Genomic DNA, 22,960 nt, shown 5'->3' on the forward strand with positions numbered 1-22,960 from the left:
CTCTGCCACGGTGATGTCTGGGGTGACGGGGGGTCGGGCTTACGCCTCGACCGTGATGCCCATCGAACGGGCGGTGCCGGCGATGATCTTCGACGCCGCGTCGAGGTCGTTGGCGTTGAGGTCGACCATCTTCTGCTCGGCGATCTCGCGCACCTGCGCCTGGGTCAGCTTGCCGACCTTGGTGGTGTGCGGCACGCCGGAGCCCTTGGGGACGCCCGCGGCCTTCTTGATCAGCTCGGCGGCCGGCGGGGTCTTGAGGATGAACGTGAACGAACGGTCCTCGTAGACGGTGATCTCCACGGGGATGACGTTGCCGCGCTGGGCCTCGGTCGCCGCGTTGTACGCCTTGCAGAACTCCATGATGTTCACGCCGTGCTGACCCAGGGCCGGGCCGATCGGCGGGGCCGGGTTGGCGGCGCCGGCCTTGATCTGAAGCTTGATCAGACCGGTGACCTTCTTCTTCGGTGCCATGTCTCTTCCTTCTTTGTGTATTCGAGCATGCGGGCGTCAGGCCCGCGTCGCTCTCCCGGTTTCTCGGCCCTTCCGAGACCCGGTGATTGGTGAAAACTGGGGGAGGCTCTGAATGATTCCCGTCAGAGCTTCGTGACCTGGTCGAAGCTGAGCTCGACCGGGGTCTCGCGCTCGAAGAGCGACACGAGCACGGTGAGCTTGCCGCTCTCCGGCTTGATCTCGCTGATCGAGCCAGGCAGACCCGCGAACGAGCCCTCCTTGATGGTGATGGTCTCGCCGATCTCGAAGTCGACCTCGGCCGGGATGACGCGCGCGGTGGTCTTCTGACCCTTCGCACCGCCCTTGGCCGGAGCCTGCTCGATCTGCACGAGGCTCTTGAGCATCGAGAAGGCCTCTTCGAAGCGCAGCGGCGTCGGGTTGTGGGCGTTGCCCACGAAGCCGGTGACACCGGGGGTGTGCCGGACGACCGACCAGCTGTCCTCGTTGAGGTCCATGCGCACCAGCACGTAGCCGGGGATGCGCACGCGGTTGACCATCTTGCGCTGGCCGTTCTTGATCTCGACCACGTCCTCCATCGGGACCTGGACCTCGAAGATGAAGTCCTCCATGTTCATGGAGACCATGCGGTTCTCGATGTTGGACTTCACGCGGCGCTCGAAGCCGGCGTACGAGTGGATGACGTACCACTTGCCGAACTTGGCGCGCAGCTCGGCGCGGAACTCCTCGTACGGGTCGTTGGCGGCCTCGTCCTCGTCCTCGACGGCCTCCTGGGCCGCTTCGGCCTCCTCGGAGGAGTCGACCTCGAGGGCCTCGTCGACGGCGCGGTCGGCCTCGGGGTCGACGGCCTCGGCCATCGCGTCGAGGACCGCGTCCAGGTCGATCTCGGTGCCGTCCTCGGCGACGATGTGCAGCGCCTCGTGCTCGGCGGGGTCGGACGACTCCTCGTCGCGCTCCAGGACATTGCCCGTCTGCGCCTCGTCGTCTTCGGAGGACTGCTCGGCAGCGGTCGCCCAGTCGACGTCGTCGCGGTTCGTCTCAGACACTGAATTCATTCCATTTCTGTCGGTATGGCCGTGCGGCCGGTCGGGATGGGCGGATTACTTCGGATTCCCGAAGACCCACACAACACCGAGACCGAACACCCAGTCGAGCAGGGACACGATCGCCATCATGATCACCACGAAGACGAGCACGACGCCGGTGTAGCTCAGGAGCTCCTTGCGCGTCGGCGTGACGACCTTCTTGAGCTCGCCGATGACCTGCCGGATGAACAGGGCGATCCGCGCGAAGGGGTTGCGCCTTGCAGCGCGCTCCTTCTTGGCGTTGGCGACGACTTCCTCGCTCGGTTCGTCGATTACCTTTCGGGCCACCTCGTTACACCTTTCGTGGACCGGCATCCGGGATGCCGGTTTGCAGGGCGGACAGGAATCGAACCTGCAACCTGCGGTTTTGGAGACCGCTGCTCTGCCAATTGAGCTACCGCCCTAGGGATCGTGAACCCAGTAACCCTCCTGGCATTCGCGAAAATAGGCGCAGAAAAGCTTGGCGGATTCAACCACCGCCACCAAGTGTACGGGACGCCACAGCCCCTCGCAAAAACGCGGCCGCCGCTTGACAACCCGCGCCGCGCTCAGAGCAGCTTGCGCTCCAAGGCCCACGCGGTGAGCTCGTGACGCGACGAGAGCTGGAGTTTGCGCAGCACGGCGGAGACGTGCGTCTCGACGGTCTTCACCGAGATGAAGAGCTCGGCCGCGACCTCCTTGTAAGCGTAGCCCCGGGCGATCAGCCGCATGACCTCCCGCTCGCGCGCCGAGAGCCGGTCGAGCTCGTCCGTGGTCTCGGCCTGCTCCCCCGCGGCCGCGCCGAACGCGTCGAGCACGAAGCCCGCGAGCTTCGGCGAGAAGACGGCGTCGCCGCCCGCGACAGCCACCACCGCGTCGCTGACCTGCCGCCCGGAGCTGCCCTTGGTGAGGTAGCCGCGGGCTCCTCCACGGATGACGCCGACGACGTCCTCCGCCGCGTCGGAGACGCTGAGCGCGAGGAAGCGCGTGCGCTGGTGCTCCGCAGCGGTGCGGCGCAGCACCTCCGCGCCGCCGCCGCCCGCGCCGCCCGGCAGGTGCACGTCGAGCAGCACGACGTCCGGGTGCGTGCGTTGGATAGCGTCCACGGCGCCGTCCACGTCCTGCGCCTCCGCCACGACGCGGAGACGGTCGTCCAGGTCGGAGCGGAGGCCCGAGCGGAAGATCGAGTGGTCGTCGACGATCACGACGGTGATCGCGCCCGCTGCTGTGTCGTCGGTCATGGTCTCATTCTCGCTCGGCGGGCAGCTCGACGGTCAGGTGGATCTCGGTCCCGGTGTCGCGCGACGTCACCGTGGCGTGGCCTCCCGCACGGCGCATCCGGCCGACGATCGACTCGCGCACGCCCAGCCGGCCCTCCGGCAGCGCGGCGACGTCGAAGCCGGGGCCGCGGTCGCGGACGAACACGTCGGCCGTCCCCGCGCCGGACTCCACGTACACGGAGACGTCGCCGCCGGCGTGCCTGGCCGCGTTGAGCATCGCCTCGCGCGCTGCGGCCGCCAGCTCGGCGGGCGCGCGGAGCACGGGCTCGCCGACGCTCACGACGTCGAAGTGCACGGCGTGGTCGACCTCCAGCGCTGCCGCCACCTCGCGGAGCTCCGTCGCGAGGTCGGAGTCCTCCGGCGCGACGCCGTCCGCGCCCTCCGCGTAGAGCCAGTCGCGCAGCTCGCGCTCCTGGGCGCGGGCGATCCGGCCGACTTCGCTGGAGGCTCCCGCCCGGTTCTGGATGAGGGCGAGCGTCTGCAGCACCGAATCGTGGAGGTGCGCGGCCATCTCGGCGCGCTGCTCCTCGCGGACGCGCGCCGTCCGCTCGGCGATCAGCTCGCGCCAGAGCCGCAGCGCCCACGGCGCGACCAGGACGGCCGCGCCCGCGAAGGTGGCGCCGATGATGGCGAGCCAGAGGTACCCCGACGAGCGCCCGGCCTGCACACCGCTCAGCGCGAGGGCCAGCGCGACGAGGAACCCGCCCGCGGCGAGGCGGAACGTCGCGGGCGCGAGCGGGGACGGGGCGAGGCTCTGGTCGTCCACGAGCTGATCCCAGATGACGGCCGCGACCACGAGCAGGACCGACGTCAGCACGGCGCCGAACGCGGAGCCCTGCGCGTCGGCGGCGACCATCACGATGGCGGCGACCCCGGCCGCGGCGCCGACTCCCGCGAGCACCCACGGCACGTTCACCCGGCGGGTGACCCTCCCGTCCGGATCGTCCGGAGTCGCCGCGCGCAGCGGCGTCAGCGCCCAGAGCCACAGATAGAACAGCACGCCGGCGCCGCCGATCAGGGCCGTGCCGACGAAGATCCAGCGCACGGCCACGACCGGCCAGCCGAGGTGGTCGGCCAGCGCCACGCTCACCCCGCCGACGAGGCAGTCGCGCGGGCGCGCGAGCGGAGGGCGCGGGATGCGCCCTCGGGTCGCGGGAGTGGAGGCCATACCTCGAATCCAAGCAGAACCGGCCCCTCCCGCACAGCGCGAGCGGCAGGAATCAGGGTGCGGTCAGGGTGTCCCCCGATAGCGACCGGGCGTCGCCGCGCGCCACGATCGAGTCATGGTGAACGACAGCACGACCCCTCCCCCGCCGGGCGGCACCGCCGCCGGCGGCACGCAGGCCCCGTACGGCGGGCCGCAGACCGGTCTCTCCGGCCGCGGCACCCGCTTCTTCGACTGGATGCGCAGCCTCGGCGTCACGCGCACGGACGGCTGGATCGGCGGCGTCTGCGCGGGCATCGCGTACCGCATCGGGATCGATCCCCTCATCGTCCGCGGCATCCTGGTCGTCGCCGCACTGCTCGGCGCGCCCGCCATCCTGTTCTACGCCCTCGCCTGGGCACTGCTGCCGGACGTCGACGGCCGCATCCACCTGCAGCGGCTCTTCGAGGGCGAGTTCGAGCCGCCGATGGTCGCGATTGGGGTGCTCGTCGTCCTGTCGCTCCTTCCGTGGTCGGAGGGGGTGTGGTGGTTCGGTCGCGATCCGGGCTGGGGCGACGATGTCGGGCGGATCATCTGGACGCTGATCGTCCTCGCGGGCGCCACGGCACTGATCGTGTTCTTCGGGCGCCAGGCCGACCGCCGGTCGTGGACCGGGAGCGCGGGAGGTCCGGCGACGGCCGAGCCGGCGCCTGCGACCGGTGCGGGACCGTCCGCCGCAGCCGCCGCCGCGACGACCGTCGCCGCCGCTGCGACGCCCACCGTCGCCACCGTTGCCGAGCCGACCGCGCCTCCCACGCCCGGCGCCGGCGCGGGCGAGCAGGAGGTCGCCGACTGGCGCGCCCGTCAGGCGCAGTGGAAGGCCGAGCACGACGAGTGGAAGCAGCGGCTCTCCGAGGACATGCGCACGGTGAAGGCGCAGCGCTCGGCCCAGCTCCGGGCGCAGGCGGCCGCAGCGAACGCAGACGCGGAGGCCCGGCGCGTGGCCTACCGCGCGGCGAACCCGCGGGTCGGCGCGGCGGTCGGCTGGCTGTCGGTGGGGCTGGCGCTGGTCGCCGGCTCTCTCGCCGGGGCGCTCTGGGGACCGCTCACCGGCCTGCCCGGTTACGCCCTGACGGCCGCCCTCGCCGCGGCGACCCTGGTCTTCGGGATCACGATCCTGATCGCGGGGATCGCGCGCCGCCGCAGCGGCTTCCTGATCTTCCTCGGCATCCTGCTCGCGGCGCTCACCGTGCTGGCCGCGCTGCTGCCGACCTCCCCCGCGGTCCGCCTGAACGCGAGCGTCACGGCGGGGAACACGCTCTCCGCGACCCCGGCCGCGAGCGCGAACTACCTGCAGGCCGTCGGCGACACGACGATCGACCTCACGAAGGCCGTGACGGCGTCCGGCACGCCCGTGGTGAACCTCGCCAAAGGCCCCGGGCCGACCACGGTGATCGTCCCCGTGGACGCCACGATCCGCGTGGAGGCGACGACCGCCTCCTCCGTGACGGTGACGGACCCGGCGGGCGGCGATCAGGTGCACCGCTGCGATCCGGGGCCGTTCGGCGCCTGCTCCACGGACATCGTGGTCGGGCCGGCCGGGACCCCGGAGGCCGTCGTCCGCATCGCGCAGCTCGACGCGGTCCACGTCGAGCGAGTCCAGAAGTGAACGAGAGCGAGAACGAGATGCCCACGAACGCCGACCAGCCGACGGAGGACCTGAACATCACACCGGCAGCCCCCGGGTCCGACGAGGCGGAGACCCTGGTGATCCCCACCGCGTCCGACGCGGCGACCGCGCCCACGACGCCGGTCGCACCGCCGCCCGCCGCCCCCGCCGAGCCCTGGCTCTCCGATGCGGCCTACGCGTTCCCGGTGCGCCCGGTGCCCTCGGGTCCGCCGCCCGTGCGCTGGGGCGGGATCGTCTGGGGCATCCTGATCATCCTGCTCGCCGCCACCGTCCTGGTGGTCGTCTCCTCCCCCGTGCGCCTCGCCGGCGTCACCGTGTGGCTCGCGACGCTCTCGCCCGGCGGCGCCGTCGCCGTGTGGATCGCCGCCTTGGGGATCGTCATCGTCGTCTCGGCGCTGCTCGGCGCGATCAGCGCCGCCCAACGCAACCGCCGGCGCCGTCCGGTCTGACCGACGAAGGACGGTGCCGGCCGCTCAACCCGAATAAGCCGGCCGGCACCGGGGGCGGCGTCGTCACGCACTGGAACGCAGCGACGCTCGACCACCCACTGGCGGCGCGGCTCCGGGTACCCGTACCGGAAGCGGCGGCCGCAGAACTCCAGTAAGACGGATGCGGAAGCGCCCGATCCCGGCCGTTCCCGGAAACCCGCGGCGGCGGCTCGGCAGGATCACCTGAGCGCTCACCTCGCGCACCTGAAATCCGAGAATCCCGCGGGTGCGCGCACGCCCCCCTTCCCGGGTGCGCCCTCCGGCGGTGCACCGAGTCCGGTGACTATAGGTGGTGAACAGCCGCGAGCGGCACCGCCCTCGCGCGCGCTCACCGCGGAATCCCGGGCGACACGGGACGCGACCGGCCACGACGGCCTCCCCCAACGATCGCCGATCGGCAGACCTGGAGTGAAAAGCATGGTGAAACCGGCCAGCGTCCCGCCCGTCCCGTCCGTCCCCGCGGCGATCCCCGACCCCACCCTGCTGCTCACCGCCGCCGTCTCCCGGCTTGCCGCCACGATCGGCGTCCGGCTGATCGTCATCAAAGGGATCGCCGCGGACCAGTACGGGCTCCGCCCCGCCCACATCAGCAGCGATGTCGACGTGCTCGTGACCCACGACGACTACGGCACCCTCCTCGCCGAGCTCGAGTCGCGCGGCTGGCGTCGGCGGGCGTCCGACCCGGACACCGACACCTTCCCCGTCCACAGCGCGAGCATGTTCCACCCGGAGTGGGCCGCAGACATCGACGTCCACTTCCGCTACCCGGGCCTGGAGGTGGATGGCGACGTCTTCGACCCGATCTGGGCCCAGCGCACGACGATGTGGTGCGGCAACCAGCCGATCTGCATCCCGGGGCTCGTGGACGCGATCCTGATCGGCGCCGTCCACGCGATCCGGTCGCGCTTCTCCCGGCGGCACCGCGCCGAGCTCGACTTCCTCGTGGGACGCTGCTCCCGGATGGACGTCACGCTCCTGCTCGAGCGCGCGGACCAGCTCGGCGCGCTCGCCACGGCTCGGCCGTTGCTGGAGCGGCTGAAGCCCTTCGACGCGGAGTACGACTGGGGCGAGGCCTCCGCCGAGTGGCGGCTGCGCACGGAGATCCCCGATGCCTCCCAGCGGCGGGTAGTGCTGTGGAAGCAGGCCGCGCCCCGCGAGCGTCTCACCAAGCTCCGCCTCGCCCTCTTCCCGCCAGCCTCCGCGTTCGTGAAGGAGACCACCGCGACGACGCTCGGTCCCGTCCAGCTCGCCGGCCGTTACCTCCGCCGCTGGCGCCGCGGAGCGAGGGCACTCCCGAAGGCGCTCGCGGTGCTGCGCGCGAGCCGCCGACGGCGCCCCTGAGGCCGCACGGCCGTCAGTACGCCCCGTTCGGGCGCAGCACCACGCCGACCGTCTGGAACAGGATCTGGAGGTCGCCCGCCACCGACCAGTTCTCCACATAGAAGAGATCGAGCCGCACGCCCTGCTCCCAGGACAGGTCGGAGCGCCCGCTCACCTGCCAGAGCCCGGTCATCCCCGGCTTGACGATGAGCCGGCGGTGACTGTCCCTGTCGTACTCCGCGACCTCGGACGGCAGCCCCGGCCGCGGCCCGACGAGGCTCATCTCGCCCTTGAGGACGTTCCACAGTTGCGGCAGCTCGTCGATCGACGTGCGGCGCAGGAACCGGCCGACGCGGGTGACCCGCGGGTCGTCCTTGATCTTGAACAGCGGCCCTGCGCCTTCGTTCCTGTGCTGCAGGTCCGCGACCTCTTCCTCCGCGTTCACCCGCATGGTGCGCAGCTTCACGATGCCGAAGGCGTTGCCGTCGCGGCCGACCCGCGACTGCCGGAAGAAGGCAGGGCCAGGGCTGTCGAGGCGGATCACGATGACGCAGAGGACGATGATCGGCAGGAGCAGCGTCAGCGCGACGGAGCTCAGCACGATGTCGAACACCCGCTTCGCCCGCCGCCGCGTGATCGAGCGATCCGCCGGCGCCACCTCGACGATGGGCAGCCGGTCGATCGGGAAGTACTCGGCGCGCGGCGCGGCGAGCTCCGGCACGTCGATGGAGAGCCAGACCACGGCGCCCGCGCCCTCCACGTCCCAGAGGAGCTGGCGGACGTTCGCACCGTCGCGCTCCTCGGTCAGGAGGATGATGTCGACCCGGTGCCGCTCGACGAGCTCGCGCAGATAGGGGCCGCGCGCGTTCTCGATGCCGGTGGTCGCGACGACATCGACCGCGACCGGCGCCGCCCGCTCCGCGAAGACGGCGGCGAGCTCGGCCACGCGCTCCGGTGTGCCGACGACGAGCGCGCGCCGGATGTAGCGGCCGCGCGCGCGGTGCGCGTAGATCCACCCCCGGCAGACGAAGCGCACGGCGAGCAGGCCGAGCAGGCCGAACGGCATGGCGACGGCGAGGTAGGCGCGCGAGGGGTCGAGCTGGAGGACGAGGGAGCCGACCGCGAGGAGCGCGACGAGCCAGACGGTCGCACGGACCGGGGGCGCGTACGACGGGCCGTTGAGGCGCTTCGGCCAGGACACGTACCCGTTGAGCACCGCGACGATCGCGAGCCAGATCACCCCGATCAGGATCGAGACCATCACGTACGAGATGTCGAGCGGCCCGATCTGGAACGGGTCGTTGCGGCTCCCGAAGCGCGCCAGATGCGCGGTGGCGAGTGCTGCGCCGACGACGAGCGCGTCCGCCAGGAGGAGCAGGCGGGCGGCGCGCAGCCGGCCGGCCAGGGTCTGCGGGCGGTGGGAATCGGTGCGGACCATCAGTTCCTTCCCTCTCCGAGCGCGCCGCGCTTCAGCGTCGGTATGACGTCGTCGGCGGCGAGCGCCTTTCTGAGGACCTCGACGCGCGCCTCGTCGACGCGCACGATCGACTGCCCGTCGGGCGACGACCCCGTTCCCGCGGTGGGCAGCGTGAGGGTGTGGATCGCGTCGGACGTCAGGCCGCGGAAGCCGAGCGCGAGCGAACCGGCGGCCGACGAGGTGAGCCCCGTGTCCACCGCCACATACCGCGCGAGCGTCGTGATCGCGGACTGCGTCCTGCCCGGATCGGTCAGGGTCTGAGCGCTGATGAAGCCCTGCAGCATCCCGCGGACGAACGCCTGCTGGTTGCGCACGCGCTGGTAGTCGGCGTCGGGGAACGCGTACCGCTCGCGGACGAACGCGAGGGCGGCCGACCCCTCGAGCCGGTTCTCGCCCTTCTCGAAGCTGTAGCCGGGCATGTTCTTGGACGTGAACGCCCGGTCGGACCAGACCTTCACACCGCCGAGAGCCGTGGAGAGAGCGCCGAAGCCGCCGAAGTCGACGACCGCGACGTGATCGATCCGCGCCCCCAGGAGGCCCTCGACCGTCTGAACCGTCAGTGGAACGCCGCCCCAGCTGAAGGCGGCGTTGATCTTGTTCTCGCCGTGGCCGGGGATCGGCACCCAGAGGTCGCGCATCAGCGAGACGACCACGACCCCGGAACGGTCGGCGGGGATGTGGACCAGCATGAGCGTGTCCGAGCGCTCGCCTTTCGCTCCGCCCGACAGCGGATCGTGGAGCCCGCTCCGCGAGTCCGACCCGATGAGCAGGAAGTTGGTCGTCCCCGCGACGGCCGGCGGACGCCCTTTCTCGTCGGGGAACGCGTTCGGGATGCGCTCGACCGTGTCGTCGAACGACCACCCCAGCCAGAGCAGGTACCCGCCGATGAGCGACACCGGCAGCAGGATCACGAGGGCGGCGGCCGTGACCCAGATCCCGATCCGTCGCCGCCGTCTGCGCTCGGATCGGCGCCGCTCCTGTCGCCGCCCGGGTGCTGCGAGGGGCGCTTCTTCTTCGGGAAGCAGAAGGTCGCCTCCATCGGGCGTCGTCACGCGGACGCCTGCCGGCCGGCCAGGATGTCGATCGCCGGGACGAGGCGGCTCGCCATCACGTCGAACGCCTCGTCCGGCCGGCCGTACGGGTCGTCGATGTCGTCGTCGCCGCGCGGCGGAAGCAGGCCGTGGCGGCGGGCGTCCACGGCGCGGTCGGTGAGCGCGCGCCACCGGAGGGGATCGCCGGGGTCGCCCTCCGCGGCGAAGCCCTCGATCGCGCGCGCGAACTCCAGCAGCGTGAACGTCCGGGAGAAGGCGCCGGGGTCGAGGGCGGTGACCCGCGTCGCATGCTCCCGGGTCAGCGCGAGCACGAGGTCGGAGCCGGCGATCGTCGCCTCGGTGAGCTGGGAGGCCACGAAACCGTCCGGGTCGCCGCCGAACGCGCGGACGCGGGGGCGTGTCTGCGACGAGATCGACCGTCCGACGACCGCGCGCGTCCCCGCGCTCCGGACGACCACGCCCTCCCCCGGTCCGGCGGAGGGCGGCAACCGGGCCGCGAGGAGTCGCTCGGCCATCGCCGACCGGCAGATGTTGCCAGTGCACACGAACAGGACGGAGAACCCGCTCCCGGGCATCAGGACTCCCCTCGGTCGGTGCCGCGGCGGAGACGGCCGCGGTCGCAGATGCAGAGGGACATGGTCGCCCGCCGTTGACACCCCACCTGCGGGCAGGGACGCGACGGCGCTCGTCCCCGCTCCGTTCTTCACCCGAAGAATCGACTGCATGCCGGACGAGCTCAGCTAAAACATCACCCGATCGCCGCGGCGCCGAGTGGGGGGTCCGCAGCGGCTCCCCGGCCGCGCCCGCGCTGATACTGGGTCTTTGCCACCCGACCCGATCGCACCCGAGGAGACCCATGCCCGCCCACCCGACCGGACCCCACGAACCCGGCCCGCACGACGCGGAGGCCGACTTCGTCGTCGGCGCACTCGGCCGGGCGCTGCGGATCACGGTCACCGGCGCGGGAGCCGGCGCCCTCGCCGCCGCCTTCTCGGTTGCCTGGGCGCACCTGCTGCTCGACCCTCGCGCCGAGACCGACGACGAGCTGATCCTGGACTCCGCCGCGGACACGCCGGAGTCGACCGCCGCCGGCCTGGCCCAGGCCAGCACGCTGATCACGCGCACGCTCATCGACCTGAACACGGGACGGGGGCTGCTGTTCCACGCGGCCGCGGCCGTCCGTGCCGACGGCCGCGCGATCCTTCTGGTCGGGCCGTCCGGCGCGGGAAAGACCACTGCCATCACCCGCCTCGCCGGCCCCCACGGGTATCTGACGGACGAGACGGCCCTGGTCGGACCCGACGGCAGTGTCCTCCCCTACCCGAAGCCGCTCTCGGTCGAACGGGGAGGGCCGGCCAAAGCGCAGCTCGCCCCCGCGGAGCTGGGGCTGCGTGTCGCCGACGTCCCGCACGAGGTGGACCGGGTGATCGTCCTGAACCGGGAGGCGGGCGGTTCGCGTCAGCCGCTCTCCCGCCGACTCGGCATCGTCGAGAGCCTGGAGGCGCTCGTCCCGCAGCTCTCGGCGCTGGAGCGGCACCCGAACCCGCTCGCCGCCCTCGCGGAGCTGATCCGGCAGGTCGGCGGGATAGAGCAGCTCAGCTATGCCGACGTGCTCGACCTCGATCCGGCCTCCGGGCCGCCCACGTCGCCGCGGCTGTCCGCCGAGGAGCTCGCGTTCTCGACCGTCGCCTCCGACCGCGACGACGGAACGGCGCCCGGCCTGATCCGCACGCGGGCGGACGACGCTCTGGAGACGGACGACCTGCTCGTCCTCGCGCACGGAAGCGAGATCCGGGTGCTCGCCGGGGTCGCGAAGACGCTGTGGCTGGAGGCCGGAGCGGCCCGGTCCGAGGATGACCTCCTGGAGCGGCTGCGGACGATCCACGGCGCAGCGCCCGGCGACGACCTGGCTCTGCACCACACGATCGACGTCCTCGTCGGCGCGGGAGTGCTCGAGTGGCGAGCGTGAGGCACGCCGGCACGATGGATGACATCGAGGGTGAAAGTCCCGCCCGGGTGCACCGTCATGCCCGATCGGTCGTGTGGGTGGAGACGACGGCGGGGCGCTGGGCGGTCGCCGACGTCTCCGATTTCCGGCAGTTCGTCCTCAACGGAACCTCCGGCCTGCTCTGGCAGTCGTTCGACGGGCACACGACGGACGAGGCGATCGTCGAGCAGGTGCTCGACGCGTTCCCCGATCACCCGGATTCGGCTCGCGCCGACTGCCGGTCATTGATCGACGAGCTGCTGCGGCTCCGACTGCTCGAGCCCGCACACCCCGAACCCGACCACGATCAGGCCACCGACGCCGAAATGGAGCTGTGAGATGACCTCGCCGACGGACACCACCGAGAACCAGTCGAGGGGCAGAGACCTGCGCGACTTCGTGCGGATCATCAGGCGCTACTGGCTCGGCGAGGCGATCATCGTGCTGGCGACGATCGGTCTCGTCGCCGGGTTCACCGCGCTCCAGCCGCGCGTCTACCAGTCCACCTCGACCGGACTCACCCAGGCGGCGGGCGGCGAGAGCCTCTCGATGACCTTCGCCGGCGAGAGCCTCGCCAAGTCCCGCGCCGAGACGTACGTGCGCGTGGCCACGTCGGACGCGGTGGCCAAGCGCGCGCAGGAGATCCTCGGCACCGACCGCTCCGTCTCCGATCTGCTCGGGAAGGTCACGGCGACGCTTCCGGCGGACACGGCCATCATCGAGATCACCGCCAGCGCGAGCAGCCCGGAGGGCGCAGCGAAGCTCGCCAATGCCTGGACGACCGCGCTCTCCGACCAGGTGAAGGCGCTGGAGTCGCCGGAGGGGTCGGTCGGCGATCCGTCGATCGCCTTCGTCCCCCTGGCGAACGCGCGCCCGCCCTACTTCCCGTCCTCGCCAAACATCCAGACGGCGCTCGTGCTCGCGCTGCTGGCGGGCATCGCGCTCGCCCTGGTCTACGCCCTGCTCCGCCAGCAGTTCGACCGCCGGGTGCGCTCCGTCGACCAGATCGAGCGCCTCCTCGACGCCCCCGTGATCGGGACCGTCCCGGCCAGCCCCGCGCTCTCCGATCGCCAACGCATCGTCGAGCACGACGGCTCGGCCGACTCGGTGCAGCTCTTCGCGATCTCCGAGTCGCTGCGCGAGCTGCGCACGAACCTGAGCTACATCGACGTCGACAACCCGCCGAAGGTCATCGTGGTGACCAGCTCGATCCCCGGTGAGGGCAAATCGACGCTGACGGCGAACCTCGCCGATGCCATCGCCTCCGGCAACGCGAACGTCGTCATCATCGACTGCGACCTGCGGCGTCCGATGCAGTCCACCCTGTACAACCTGCGCGGCGGGGTCGGCCTCACCGATGTGCTGAGCGGCCGGGTCGCCCTCGGCGACGCCCTCCAGGCCCCGACCGCGAGCAGCCACCTGCGGGTGCTCGGCGCGGGCCGCGTTCCGCCGAACCCGAGCGAACTCCTGGGCTCGCGGACGATGCGCGAGCTGATCGCCGCGCTCTCCGGCGTCGCCACGGTGATCCTCGACGCGCCCCCGCTGCTCTCGGTGACGGACGCGGCCATCCTCGGCACGATCGCGGACGGCGTCGTGATCACGGTCGGCGCCAAGCAGGTCACCGCCGAGCAGCTCCAGAAGGCCTACCGCTCGGTCACGCGCGTCAACGGCAAGGTGCTGGGCGCCGTCCTCAACAAGATCCCGCCGAACGGCGTCGACTCCCACGACTACGGGTACTACCGCAACGACTACTACACGTCGAACGAGAGCGTCGAGGGCGCTGCGGGCGACACCGGGAAGCCGGCGGGCGACGCGCCCGGACACGACGCGCCCGGGGTCGCTGAGGGGACGCAGACGCGCCGCTCGTCCCGCAAAGAGCTCCGCGCCGGGCGCTGACGCCGCTGGGGCGCTGCGGGCTACACGGCCCGCAGCGCCGGCACGCTGTCCGGCTGAGGGACCACGCCCGTGGCCGGTCTGTCCGCGCGCGGGAGGGCGATCATCAGGCTGGTGATGACTCCCGCGTTCATCCAGGTGAACAGGTCGAACGAGAAGAACATCGCGAACAGCATGGCCAGCACTGCCTTGATGGTCCGGTCGGCGAAGCAGAAGGCGACGGTCCAGAAGGCGAGGAGGGCGAGCAGGCCCACGATCCCCGTGGTTCCCAGCGCGTACACGAGCATGTTGTCGACCGCCCGGAGGAAGGTCTGCTGCATGAGGCCGCGGTCGTAGAGGATCGCCTCGCCTCCGAACCCGGCCCCGAACCACGCCTCCACCGGCGGGCGGTCGAGGAGCGCGCGCACCGACTCGAGCGCACCGAGGCGATGCGACCACGAACCCGACTCGAGCAGGTTGGCGACGAGCGTCCCGATTCCGATGTCGATGTTCAGCAGCACGACGACGACCGCTCCGACACCGATCAGGGAACGCAACCACGACGTCAACGAGCTGTTCAGAGCCACATGAACGAGCAGCCCGACGGCGACGGCGGCGACGGCGCTGCGCGTTCCCGAGAGCGCGAGGCCGACGGTCGCCACCGTCAGGTTGACCAGCCTCCACTTCTGTGACCAGCGTGCCGGATTCGACCAGGCGACGATCAACGCGATCCCGATGGAGACGGCGAAGACGATGGGGTGCCCGAACGTCCCCTGGGCACGGGCGTAGACGTCGCTCGTGAACGGGTTGTACCGGATCTTCCCCGTGTAGCCCCAGATCGGCTCCGGCAGGACGAGGATCTCCACGAACGCGAGACCGACCTGCACCGCGGCCAGACCGGCGATCGTGGCGTACACCATCCGGAGCTCCGCACGGTCGAGCGAGGAGGCGACGTACGCCGCCAGCGTCGCCAGGCCGAAGTACAGCACGATGCGATTCGTGCCGTAGCTTCCGGTGAGCAGCACGCTCAGCGAGATGAATCCCCACCACGCCGCCACCGCCCAGAACCGGACGCCCCCTGACGTGACGGCACGGGAGCGGACCAGGGCGAGCACCAGGACACCGATGGCGGCGATGGCGACGGGCGGCCGCACGGCGTCGGGTGCGAAGTTCGCAAGCCCGAACGACGCTGCCACCACCGTGAACGACACCGCGACACCGCGGATCAGCCGCGGAGGCACCGCGATCATGAGGAGGACGACCGCCAGGATCGCGACCGCCCCGCCCAGGAGCAGAAGCGGGCTCACGAGCGGACGGCCGACCTGGTGAGCCACCCGTAGGCCTCCAGCACCGGGCCGAAGACGCGCTCGGGGGACGCCTCGGTGTCGGCCCAGCGCTTGGCCTTCTCGACGGTGTCGGCGCGGGCCGCGGTGTCGTCCGCCGCGCGGGCGATGATGGCGGCGAACTCCGCGTCCGTGGCGTCGTCGGGGACCTCGAAGCCCCGGCCGTCGGCGAGGAGGCCGTTCGCCGCCGACGCCGTGGCGACGACCGGGCGGCGGCGGTCGAAGGCCTCCAGCACGGCGAGGGGCGTGCCCTCCCAGCGGGAGGTCATCAGCAGGAAGTGCGCGGCGTCCAGCCGCGCGGGGACATCGTCGACCTGACCGGCGAAGTCGACCGGCGCGCCCCGTTCGGCCGCGGCCGCGAGCGCGGCGTCGCGGAGCTCGCCGTCTCCGGCCCACGTCGCCGCCACGGGTCGCCGGCGCGCGAGCTCCGCCACGACGCGGACGAAACGCAGCGGGTCCTTCTGCTCGACCATCCGGCCGACCGCGAGCAGCCGCAGCGGCGAGCTGACCTCGTTCGGGACCGGGTCGGGCGCTCCTGGGCGCTGCGCCGGCACGTTTCCGACGATCACGACGCGAGCGGCCGGGCGGCCGGCGTCGCCCACGACCATCTCGGCGACGGCGGGACCGACCGCGAAGACGACGCGGCTGCGGAACGACAGGACCCGTGGGCGCACGCTCGGCAGCCGGGTGTGCGCGTGCTCCACGACCGGGATGCCGAGGAGGCGCCCGACGATGAGCGACTGCAGGGCCTCGCGACGCTGATGGGCGTGGAGGATGTCCGGGCGCGTCCGGCGTGCCGCGCGCAGCAGCCGCGCGGTCTGCGCGAGGAATCCGCCGGCGTCGTGCTCGATGAAGCGGACGGGCGCCGCCAACCGGGCGACGGCGGAGCCTCCTGCCCCGAACACTGACACCGCCACGCCGTTGCCGACGGCCAGCCAGTTGGACAGGTCGACGACCACCTGCTGAGCTCCGCCGGGCCCCATGCTGTCGACCACCTGCATCACGCGGAGCGGGCCGCGGCCCGGGGAGTCGTTCACGGACGACGGCTCAACGCGACTCGATGACCTGGACGTCGCCGAGCGCCCTGCGGGCCATGTCGAGCGCCTCGCCGACATTGCGCGCGTCCATCACGACGACCGCGGAGGAGCCGTTGGGCAGGCGGAGCCGCAGCTCGAACGGGCGGAGCGGAGCCTGTTCGCGGGTGCGGGTACGAGTGGACACGCTGAAACTGTAGGTGCGCGTTCGGCGCCGATCGGAGTCGATCCGCGCCGGCCTCCCGCGCCGACGCCACCTTTTCATCTGCTCGATCACCCGACGCGGGGGCCGGCTGCCGACGCGAGAAAAGTCCTCCACAGTTCGCCGATCCAGCGACCTTTCCACATATTCTCCCGGATCGGTCGCGACGTCGGCGCCGTCTGGAACGATGGCTGCATGAGCACCACAGACACCGTTCCCGAGGCCACCCGCGATCGAGCCCTGAGCCGCCTCCGCGCGCTCGTCGGCCGCCCCGACGCGGCGTTCCACGACGGGCAGTTCGAGGCGGTGTCGGCCCTCGTCGACGATCGCAGCAGGGCCCTGGTCGTGCAGCGCACCGGCTGGGGCAAGTCCGCGGTGTACTTCGTGGCGACGATGCTGCTGCGCGAGCAGGGCGCTGGGCCGACCATCCTCGTCTCGCCCCTCCTGGCCCTCATGCGCGACCAGGTGGAGGCCGCGGCACGGGCGGGTGTGCGCGCACTGTCGATCAACTCGGCCAACCGGCACGAATGGGACGACGTGGCCGCCCGGCTGCGCGACGACACCGTCGACGTCCTGCTCGTGTCACCGGAGCGCCTGAACAATCCGGACTTCCGCGACCAGCAGCTCCCGGCCCTGGTCGATCGCTGCGGCCTCCTCGTCATCGACGAGGCCCACTGCATCTCCGACTGGGGGCACGACTTCCGGCCGGACTACCGGCGGCTGCGCGACCTCGTCGCCGCGCTGCCGGAGGGCATCCCGGTGCTGGCGACGACCGCGACCGCGAATCAGCGGGTGGTCGCCGACGTCGAGGAGCAGCTCGTCGGCTCGGCGCTCGCGGCGACGGTGCGCACCATCCGCGGGCCGCTGGCGCGCCGGTCGCTTCGGCTCGGCGTGCTCGCGCTCGAGGATGCGACGGCGCGCCTGGCCTGGCTCGCCGGCCATCTCGCTGACCTCCCCGGCAGCGGGATCGTGTACGCGCTCACCGTGTCGGCGGCGGACGACACGGCGCGCGTGCTGCGGAGGGCCGGCCACGATGTCGCCGCCTACACCGGGCAGACCGACCCGGCCGAACGGGAGGAGCTCGAAGGGCGGCTGAAACGCAACGAGGTCAAAGCCCTCATCGCCACCAGCGCCCTCGGGATGGGCTTCGACAAGCCGGACCTGGGATTCGTGGTCCACCTCGGAGCGCCGTCCTCCCCTGTCGCGTACTACCAGCAGGTCGGCCGTGCAGGTCGGGCCACGGAGTCGGCGGATGTCCTGCTGCTGCCCGGCCCGGAGGACCGCGCGATCTGGCGGTACTTCGCGACGGCGGCTATGCCGACGGAGGAGAAGGCGACCGCCCTGCTCGGCGCGCTGAGCGACCAGGTGCAGTCCACCCGGGTGCTGGAGAGCCGCGTCGACCTGCGCTCGTCCACCCTCGAGCTGCTGCTCAAGGTGCTTGACGTCGACGGCGCGGTGCGGCGCGTGCCGGGCGGCTGGGTGTCGACGGGTCGGCCGTGGGAGTACGACCGCGACCGCTACGAGCGCATCGCGGCGGCGCGGGAGGCCGAGCAGCAGGCGATGCTCGACTACGAGACCACCTCCGGGTGCCGCATGGAGTTCCTGCAGCGGCAGCTCGACGACCCCGACGCCGGCCCGTGCGGCCGGTGCGACCGCTGCGCCGGCGAATGGTATCCGGCGGGAGTTGCGGCAGACGCGCGGCAGACCATCGCGACGGAGCTCGACCGGGTCGGCGTCCCCGTCGAACCGCGCAAGCTGTGGCCGACCGGCGCCGACAGCCTCGGCGTGCCCGTGCGGGGCAAGATCGCCCCGGGCGAGCAGCTCGAGCCAGGGCGGGTGCTCGCGCGGCTCACCGACCTCGGCTGGGGCGGGCGCCTGCGGCAGCTCCTCGACGCCGACGCGCCCGACGGCGAGTGCCCTCCGGAGATCCTGAATGCGTGCGTTCAGGTGCTCGCCGACTGGGACTGGGCGAACCGGCCCGCTGCGGTGGTCGCCCTGCCGTCCCGCGGCCGGCCGCGTTTCACCGAGAGCCTCGCGCGCGGGCTCGCAGAGATCGGGCGGCTCCCCTACCTCGGCGCCCTCGCGCTCCGCGGCGGCGGCCCGTCGGGAGGTCCCGGCGGCAACAGCACCTACCGGCTCGCGGGCGTCTGGGACCGGGTCGACGCGTCAGGGCTCGACATCCCCGCCGGTGCGCCGGTGCTGCTGGTCGACGACCTCATCGACAGCCGGTGGACCGTCACTGTCGCCGGGCGCGAGCTGCGCCGCGCGGGCGCGGGCGCGGTGCTGCCGTTCGCGGCGGCGCTACGAGCGTGATCGCCGTGCGGTCACAACGTCAGCCCGACCAGGATCGGCTCCGGGCGCAGCAGCACCCCGAACTCCGCTTGGACCCTGGCCTGGATGAACGAGGCGAGCTGGCCGATGTCCGCCGCGCTCGCGTTACCGCGGTTGACGATCGCGAGCGTGTGCTTGGACGAGATGCCCGCGCCCGATCCCGGAAGGGAGAATCCTCGGCGGATTCCGGCGTTCTCGATCAGCCAGGCGGCCGAGAGCTTGACGTCGTACGGGCCGTCCGCGAGCGGCGGGATGTCCAGCGGGTGCACGCCGCCGGCCGGGAGGCCGATCACGATGTCCGGCTCCGGAGGAGTGACGGGCCAGCGCGGCGCGTTCGTCGGCAGACCGCGCGCGAACGACTCCGAGACGATCGGGTTGGTGAAGAAGCTTCCCGCGCTGACCGAGTCCGGGTCGGCCGGGTCGAGCACCATCCCCTTCGAGGCGCGCAACGCGAGCACGGCGCGGCGCAGCTCGGCGACCGGCACGCGCGACCCGAGCGGCACGCCGAGCGAGTCGGCGAGCTGTGCGTAGGCGATCGGGGCACTGAGCGGCGCCCCGACGCCGCCGGGCACCGAATTGTCCGCGAGCTCCAGGTCCACCGTGAGCACCACGCCGAGCAGGCCGCGCTTGAGCGCGGAGGTCCGGTATCCCAGGTCCAGGTCCGCACGCGACAGGCGGCGAACCTCCCCGGTGCTCGCGTCCAGGAAGTCGACGCCGACCAGCGCGGACTCGAGCTCCTGGCCGTACGCGCCGATGTTCTGCACCGGGGCCGCGCCTGTCGATCCGGGGATGCCGGACAGCGCCTCGATGCCCGACCAGCCGTTGCGGACGGTCAGCGCGACGACGTCATCCCAGGGCTCGCCGGCCTGCACCCGCAGGCGTACGCGGCCCTCCGGCGCCTCGAGGCGATCGACACCGCGGGTCACCACGCGGATCACCGTGCCCTCGAAACCCTCGTCGCTCGCGACGGTGTTGGAGCCGCCGCCGAGCAGCAGCCAGTCCTCGCCCGACGCCCAGACCTCCCGGGCGGCCGCGACGAGCGCGTCCGTGTCAGCGGGGGCGACCATGCTCTCCGGGACGCCGCCGACCCGCATGGTCGTCAGCTCGGACAAGGGCGGCGTCGAAGTCATCTCGTCGTTCACGCGAGCGAGACGCGGACCTGCGCCTTGCCGAGCACGGTCTCGGAGTTGAACGTCGTCGTGAGGTCGATGCGCGCGACCCTGGCCTCCGCGTCGAGCTGACCGACCTTGGCCGTGACCTGCACGCTCGCGCCCTCCGCCGGGTCCACGACCACCGGGCGGGTGAAGCGCACTTGATAGTCCACGACACGCGCCGGGTCGCCGGCCCAGTCGACCACCGGCTGGACGGCGAGTCCCATCGTCAGCATCCCGTGCGCGATGACGCCGGGAAGGCCCACCGAGGTCGCGACGTCGTCGCGGTAGTGGATCGGGTTGAAGTCGCCGGAGGCGCCCGCGTAGCGGACGAGAGCGTCGCGGCTGAGGTCGAACGAGCGCTCGGCGACCACGTCGCCGACGGTCAGGGCGTCGAAATCGGGGGCGGCCATCACTCGTCTCCTCGCACGACCAGGGTGGATACGGAGGTGACGACGTGATCGCCTGCACCGTCCACGATCACCGACTCGGCGGTGACCATGCTGTGCGCGCCGAGCGACTTGACAGCGGTGACGGTCAGCGTCGCCGTCAGCTCGTCGCCCGCGATCACCGGACGCGAGAACGTGAACCGCTGGTCGCCGTGGACGACGCGGCTGAAGTCGATGCCCGCCTCCGGGTCGGCCAGGAGCTGGTCGAGGGTGAGCTGCTGCACCACGATCGGGAAGGTGGGCGGCGCGACGAGATCGGCATGACCCGCAGCCTGGGCGGCCGCCACGTCGAAGCTGATCGGGTCCGTCGCGAGCACGGCGGCGGCGAACTCGCGCACCTTCTCACGGCCGACGAGATACGGCGGGGTGGGCGGGAAACTCCGGCCCACGAGCTCTGGGTTCACTGGCACCCGACGATTCTACGCAAGCGCCCAACGCTCCCCGGGGAACGCCCAGAGCTCCCCGGGGAAAAGGAGAACCCCGGCGCACTCGGCGCCGGGGTTCTCGAAGCTGTCGTCAGCGGACTACTGGCAGCTGTCGCACTGCAGCAGATCCATCGGGTCGACCGGAACTGCATAGCCGCCGACGGTGTCGTTTTCGTAGTCCATGATGGCCTCCCCGGAAATCTTGTCACTCGCGTGTCTCGCGGTGTTTACCCACTATATAACCCGAATGACACGATTGTCATTCCACTACATGTAGTGTTTGGGCGATTTTTTCGGGACCTCTTCCGACACCCCCGAGAATACGCGGGACCACCGACAGAGCCACCTCCGAACTGGGTACAGCGACACGGCGTGTCGGCCTTCGGAGGCCGCGTGTCGCACCACAGAACAGCGCATCGCGGGCGGCCTCGGCGCCCACTACTGTCTGACTATGCGACTCGGAGTCCTCGATGTGGGATCGAACACCGTCCACCTTCTCGTCGTCGACGCGCACCCGGGCGCCCGCCCCCTCCCCGCGGCGACGCACAAGTCCGTGCTGCGCCTCATGCGCTACATCACCGAGGACGGTGCGATCAGCGCCGAGGGCGAGACCGCGATCCTGGAGGCGATCCGGTCGGCGGTCGAGGTCGGCCGCGCCGAGGGCATCGAGGAGCTGCTGCCGTTCGCGACCTCCGCGATCCGGGAGGCCGCCAACGGCCCCGCGATCCTGGCGCGCATCCTGGACGAGACCGGCGTCGACCTCCAGGTGCTCTCCGGCGAGGACGAGGCACGGCTGACGTTCCTCGCCGTGCGCCGCTGGTCGGGCTGGTCGTCCGGCTCCATCCTCCTGATGGACATCGGCGGCGGCTCGCTCGAGATCGCGGCGGGCGTCGACGAGTACCCCGACACGGCGGTCTCCCTGCCACTGGGCGCCGGCCGCAGCACCATCGGGTTCCTGCACGAGGACCCGCCGACCGCCGAACAGGTCACGGCCCTCCGCGACCACGCCAGGACCACGCTCGCCGACGCGGTCGGCCGCTTCACCGACCGGGGGCCCGCGCATGTGATCGGCACCTCCAAGACCATTCGCTCCCTCGCCCGCCTGGCCGGTTCGACCGCGAGCGGCCCCGGCGGGACCGAGCGCAGCCTCCTGCGCCGCTCGGAGCTCGCGGACTGGGTGCCGCGCCTGGCGCAGCTCACGGCCGACGCCCGCACCGCGCTGCCGGGGATCACGGCGGACCGGACCTTCCAGATCGTCGCGGGCGGGGTGGTGCTGCGGGAGGCGATGCGCGCGTTCGACGTGCCGGTGCTCGAGGTCTGCCCGTGGGCGCTGCGCGAGGGGATCATCCTCCGCTACCTCGACCACCTCGACTGAGGAGCGCCGGTCAGGGCTGGAGACGTTCGATGCCCTGGAGGATGAGGTCGAGGCCGGTGGCGAACTCCTCGTCGTAGTCGTAGCCCGCCCTGGCCAGCTCGGCCACCACCTCCAGGAGGTACGGGAAGCGGAGGGCCACCTCCGGCGGAACGGTCTCGCTCTTCGCGGCGGCGGCCTCCCCCGACTCCTCCGGGGTGTCGAACGGGAGGGTCTTCTCCTGCAGGGCGAAGCCGTAGACGTAGGCGTCGAGCACCGAGGTGGCGTGCACGGTCGCACGGAACGAGAAGCCCGCCTCGCGCAGGCAGCCCATCATGGCGTTGTGCGCGGCGAGGTTGGCCAGGCCGGGGCGCATGCGCGACTCCATCAGGCCGACGGCCCAGGGATGGCGGCGCAGCGCTGCACGGAGTGAGACGGCCCTGGCGCGCATCGCCTCGTGCCACGGGACGGCGGTGGCGGCGGCGCTCCGGGCCTCAGCGACGTGGGCTCCCGAGGTCCGGGCCTCAGCCGCGGCGGCTCCGGCGCTCCGGGCATCGGCGGCCGCCCCACCGATGGCCGGCGGCTCGACCTCCGCCCAGACCAGGTCGACCATCCCGTCGATCAGCTCGTCCTTGTTGGCGACGTGCTTGTAGAGGGCCATCGGGACGACGCCGAGCTCGGCGGCGAGGGCGCGCATCGACAGGGCGTCGAGGCCGGCGGCGTCCGCGCGGGCGAGGGCGGCGGCGAGCACGACGTCACGGGTGAGGCGCGGGCGCGGGGACTGCGGCATCGGCGGCTCCTCGGTCGAAGGGTATTGACAAGGTGTACGCCG

The 22,960-nt window shown here is 72.0% G+C and carries 23 protein-coding genes and 1 tRNA gene; 8 read left to right on the forward strand and 16 right to left on the reverse strand.

Annotation, left to right across the window (positions count from 1 at the left end):
• Positions 1–39: 39 nt before the first annotated feature.
• The 6 genes from rplK to ACFRFH_RS18820 all read right to left on the reverse strand — a co-directional run bounded on the left by rplK (position 40) and on the right by ACFRFH_RS18820 (position 3,980).
• Positions 40–471, reverse strand: coding sequence for a 50S ribosomal protein L11 (rplK, locus tag ACFRFH_RS18795; RefSeq protein ID WP_370056278.1), 432 nt, complete (start codon positions 469–471; stop codon positions 40–42).
• 122 nt (positions 472–593) lie between these two features.
• Positions 594–1,514, reverse strand: coding sequence for a transcription termination/antitermination protein NusG (gene nusG, locus ACFRFH_RS18800; RefSeq protein WP_382464513.1), 921 nt, complete (start codon positions 1,512–1,514; stop codon positions 594–596).
• A 54-nt stretch (positions 1,515–1,568) separates the two neighbouring features.
• Positions 1,569–1,841, reverse strand: a complete 273-nt coding sequence (secE, locus tag ACFRFH_RS18805) for a preprotein translocase subunit SecE (RefSeq protein WP_185278484.1) — start codon at positions 1,839–1,841, stop codon at positions 1,569–1,571.
• A 43-nt stretch (positions 1,842–1,884) separates the two neighbouring features.
• Positions 1,885–1,957 (reverse strand) — tRNA-Trp (locus ACFRFH_RS18810).
• A 144-nt stretch (positions 1,958–2,101) separates the two neighbouring features.
• Positions 2,102–2,773, reverse strand: coding sequence for a LuxR C-terminal-related transcriptional regulator (locus tag ACFRFH_RS18815; RefSeq protein ID WP_382464514.1), 672 nt, complete (start codon positions 2,771–2,773; stop codon positions 2,102–2,104).
• Between the two features lie 4 nt (positions 2,774–2,777).
• Positions 2,778–3,980 carry a PspC domain-containing protein gene (locus ACFRFH_RS18820; protein WP_382464515.1) on the reverse strand — a complete coding sequence of 401 codons (1,203 nt, stop codon included), beginning with the start codon at positions 3,978–3,980 and terminating at the stop codon, positions 2,778–2,780.
• Positions 3,981–4,095: 115 nt separating this feature from the next.
• On the opposite strand from ACFRFH_RS18820, the gene ACFRFH_RS18825 reads away from it, so the two are divergent.
• From ACFRFH_RS18825 to ACFRFH_RS18835, 3 genes are all read left to right on the forward strand, one after another.
• Positions 4,096–5,625, forward strand: coding sequence for a PspC domain-containing protein (locus ACFRFH_RS18825; protein WP_382464516.1), 1,530 nt, complete (start codon positions 4,096–4,098; stop codon positions 5,623–5,625).
• Complete coding sequence (locus ACFRFH_RS18830; RefSeq protein WP_382464517.1) at positions 5,622–6,095, forward strand: hypothetical protein; 474 nt, start codon at positions 5,622–5,624, stop codon at positions 6,093–6,095. The genes ACFRFH_RS18825 and ACFRFH_RS18830 overlap by 4 nt, the downstream gene beginning before the upstream one ends.
• 456 nt (positions 6,096–6,551) lie before the next feature.
• Positions 6,552–7,475 carry a nucleotidyltransferase family protein gene (locus ACFRFH_RS18835; protein ID WP_382464518.1) on the forward strand — a complete coding sequence of 308 codons (924 nt, stop codon included), beginning with the start codon at positions 6,552–6,554 and terminating at the stop codon, positions 7,473–7,475.
• A 13-nt stretch (positions 7,476–7,488) separates the two neighbouring features.
• Here ACFRFH_RS18835 and ACFRFH_RS18840 read toward each other — a convergent pair whose 3' ends face one another.
• From ACFRFH_RS18840 to ACFRFH_RS18850, 3 genes are read right to left on the reverse strand one after another with little or no spacing between them, the layout of a single operon-like run.
• The gene (locus ACFRFH_RS18840; protein ID WP_382464519.1) at positions 7,489–8,892 is read right to left on the reverse strand and encodes a sugar transferase; all 1,404 of its coding nucleotides are present in this window, start codon (positions 8,890–8,892) and stop codon (positions 7,489–7,491) included.
• Positions 8,892–9,983, reverse strand: coding sequence for an LCP family protein (locus ACFRFH_RS18845; RefSeq protein ID WP_382464520.1), 1,092 nt, complete (start codon positions 9,981–9,983; stop codon positions 8,892–8,894). Before ACFRFH_RS18845 ends, ACFRFH_RS18840 begins: the two co-directional genes overlap by 1 nt.
• Positions 9,980–10,558, reverse strand: a complete 579-nt coding sequence (locus ACFRFH_RS18850) for a low molecular weight phosphatase family protein (RefSeq protein WP_382464521.1) — start codon at positions 10,556–10,558, stop codon at positions 9,980–9,982. The genes ACFRFH_RS18845 and ACFRFH_RS18850 overlap by 4 nt, the downstream gene beginning before the upstream one ends.
• Positions 10,559–10,839: 281 nt before the next feature.
• Here ACFRFH_RS18850 and ACFRFH_RS18855 point away from each other — a divergent pair, with 281 nt between their 5' ends.
• The 3 genes from ACFRFH_RS18855 to ACFRFH_RS18865 are packed head-to-tail and all read left to right on the forward strand — an operon-like array spanning position 10,840 to position 13,866.
• Positions 10,840–11,952, forward strand: coding sequence for a hypothetical protein (locus ACFRFH_RS18855; RefSeq protein WP_382464522.1), 1,113 nt, complete (start codon positions 10,840–10,842; stop codon positions 11,950–11,952).
• Between the two features lie 14 nt (positions 11,953–11,966).
• Positions 11,967–12,308, forward strand: a complete 342-nt coding sequence (locus ACFRFH_RS18860; protein WP_382464523.1) for a PqqD family protein — start codon at positions 11,967–11,969, stop codon at positions 12,306–12,308.
• A gap of 1 nt (position 12,309) precedes the next feature.
• Positions 12,310–13,866, forward strand: a complete 1,557-nt coding sequence (locus ACFRFH_RS18865) for a polysaccharide biosynthesis tyrosine autokinase (RefSeq protein ID WP_382464524.1) — start codon at positions 12,310–12,312, stop codon at positions 13,864–13,866.
• A gap of 20 nt (positions 13,867–13,886) precedes the next feature.
• On the opposite strand, the gene ACFRFH_RS18870 is transcribed toward ACFRFH_RS18865, so the two are convergent.
• The 3 genes from ACFRFH_RS18870 to ACFRFH_RS18880 are packed head-to-tail and all read right to left on the reverse strand — an operon-like array spanning position 13,887 to position 16,406.
• Complete coding sequence (locus ACFRFH_RS18870; RefSeq protein WP_382464525.1) at positions 13,887–15,176, reverse strand: O-antigen ligase family protein; 1,290 nt, start codon at positions 15,174–15,176, stop codon at positions 13,887–13,889.
• Positions 15,146–16,222: a glycosyltransferase gene (locus tag ACFRFH_RS18875; protein ID WP_382464526.1), complete on the reverse strand. Its 1,077-nt coding sequence runs from the start codon at positions 16,220–16,222 to the stop codon at positions 15,146–15,148. The genes ACFRFH_RS18870 and ACFRFH_RS18875 overlap by 31 nt, the downstream gene beginning before the upstream one ends.
• A gap of 10 nt (positions 16,223–16,232) precedes the next feature.
• Positions 16,233–16,406: a hypothetical protein gene (locus tag ACFRFH_RS18880; protein ID WP_382464527.1), complete on the reverse strand. Its 174-nt coding sequence runs from the start codon at positions 16,404–16,406 to the stop codon at positions 16,233–16,235.
• Positions 16,407–16,616: 210 nt separating this feature from the next.
• On the opposite strand from ACFRFH_RS18880, the gene ACFRFH_RS18885 reads away from it, so the two are divergent.
• Positions 16,617–18,734 (forward strand): RecQ family ATP-dependent DNA helicase, encoded by a 2,118-nt coding sequence (locus ACFRFH_RS18885; protein WP_382464528.1) that lies wholly within the window; start codon positions 16,617–16,619, stop codon positions 18,732–18,734.
• An 11-nt stretch (positions 18,735–18,745) separates the two neighbouring features.
• Here the strand turns inward: ACFRFH_RS18885 and ACFRFH_RS18890 are convergent, their stop codons facing one another.
• Genes ACFRFH_RS18890 through ACFRFH_RS18900 form a run of 3 tightly spaced genes read right to left on the reverse strand, consistent with a single transcriptional unit; the run spans position 18,746 to position 20,762 of the window.
• A complete protein-coding gene (locus ACFRFH_RS18890; protein WP_382464529.1) occupies positions 18,746–19,882 on the reverse strand; it encodes a UDP-N-acetylmuramate dehydrogenase in 1,137 nt (378 codons plus the stop codon).
• Positions 19,883–19,890: 8 nt separating this feature from the next.
• Entirely contained in the window at positions 19,891–20,316 is a 426-nt protein-coding gene (locus ACFRFH_RS18895) for a MaoC family dehydratase (RefSeq protein WP_370056262.1), read from the reverse strand.
• Positions 20,316–20,762 carry a MaoC family dehydratase N-terminal domain-containing protein gene (locus ACFRFH_RS18900; RefSeq protein ID WP_382464530.1) on the reverse strand — a complete coding sequence of 149 codons (447 nt, stop codon included), beginning with the start codon at positions 20,760–20,762 and terminating at the stop codon, positions 20,316–20,318. The genes ACFRFH_RS18895 and ACFRFH_RS18900 overlap by 1 nt, the downstream gene beginning before the upstream one ends.
• A gap of 466 nt (positions 20,763–21,228) precedes the next feature.
• On the opposite strand from ACFRFH_RS18900, the gene ACFRFH_RS18905 reads away from it, so the two are divergent.
• Complete coding sequence (locus ACFRFH_RS18905; RefSeq protein ID WP_382464531.1) at positions 21,229–22,152, forward strand: Ppx/GppA family phosphatase; 924 nt, start codon at positions 21,229–21,231, stop codon at positions 22,150–22,152.
• A 10-nt stretch (positions 22,153–22,162) separates the two neighbouring features.
• Here ACFRFH_RS18905 and ACFRFH_RS18910 read toward each other — a convergent pair whose 3' ends face one another.
• Positions 22,163–22,918: a TetR/AcrR family transcriptional regulator gene (locus tag ACFRFH_RS18910; protein ID WP_382464532.1), complete on the reverse strand. Its 756-nt coding sequence runs from the start codon at positions 22,916–22,918 to the stop codon at positions 22,163–22,165.
• Positions 22,919–22,960: the final 42 nt, after the last annotated feature.

Source organism: Leifsonia sp. NPDC056824, from assembly GCF_042789575.1.
In the GTDB taxonomy this organism is placed as follows: Bacteria; Actinomycetota; Actinomycetes; order Actinomycetales; family Microbacteriaceae; genus Leifsonia.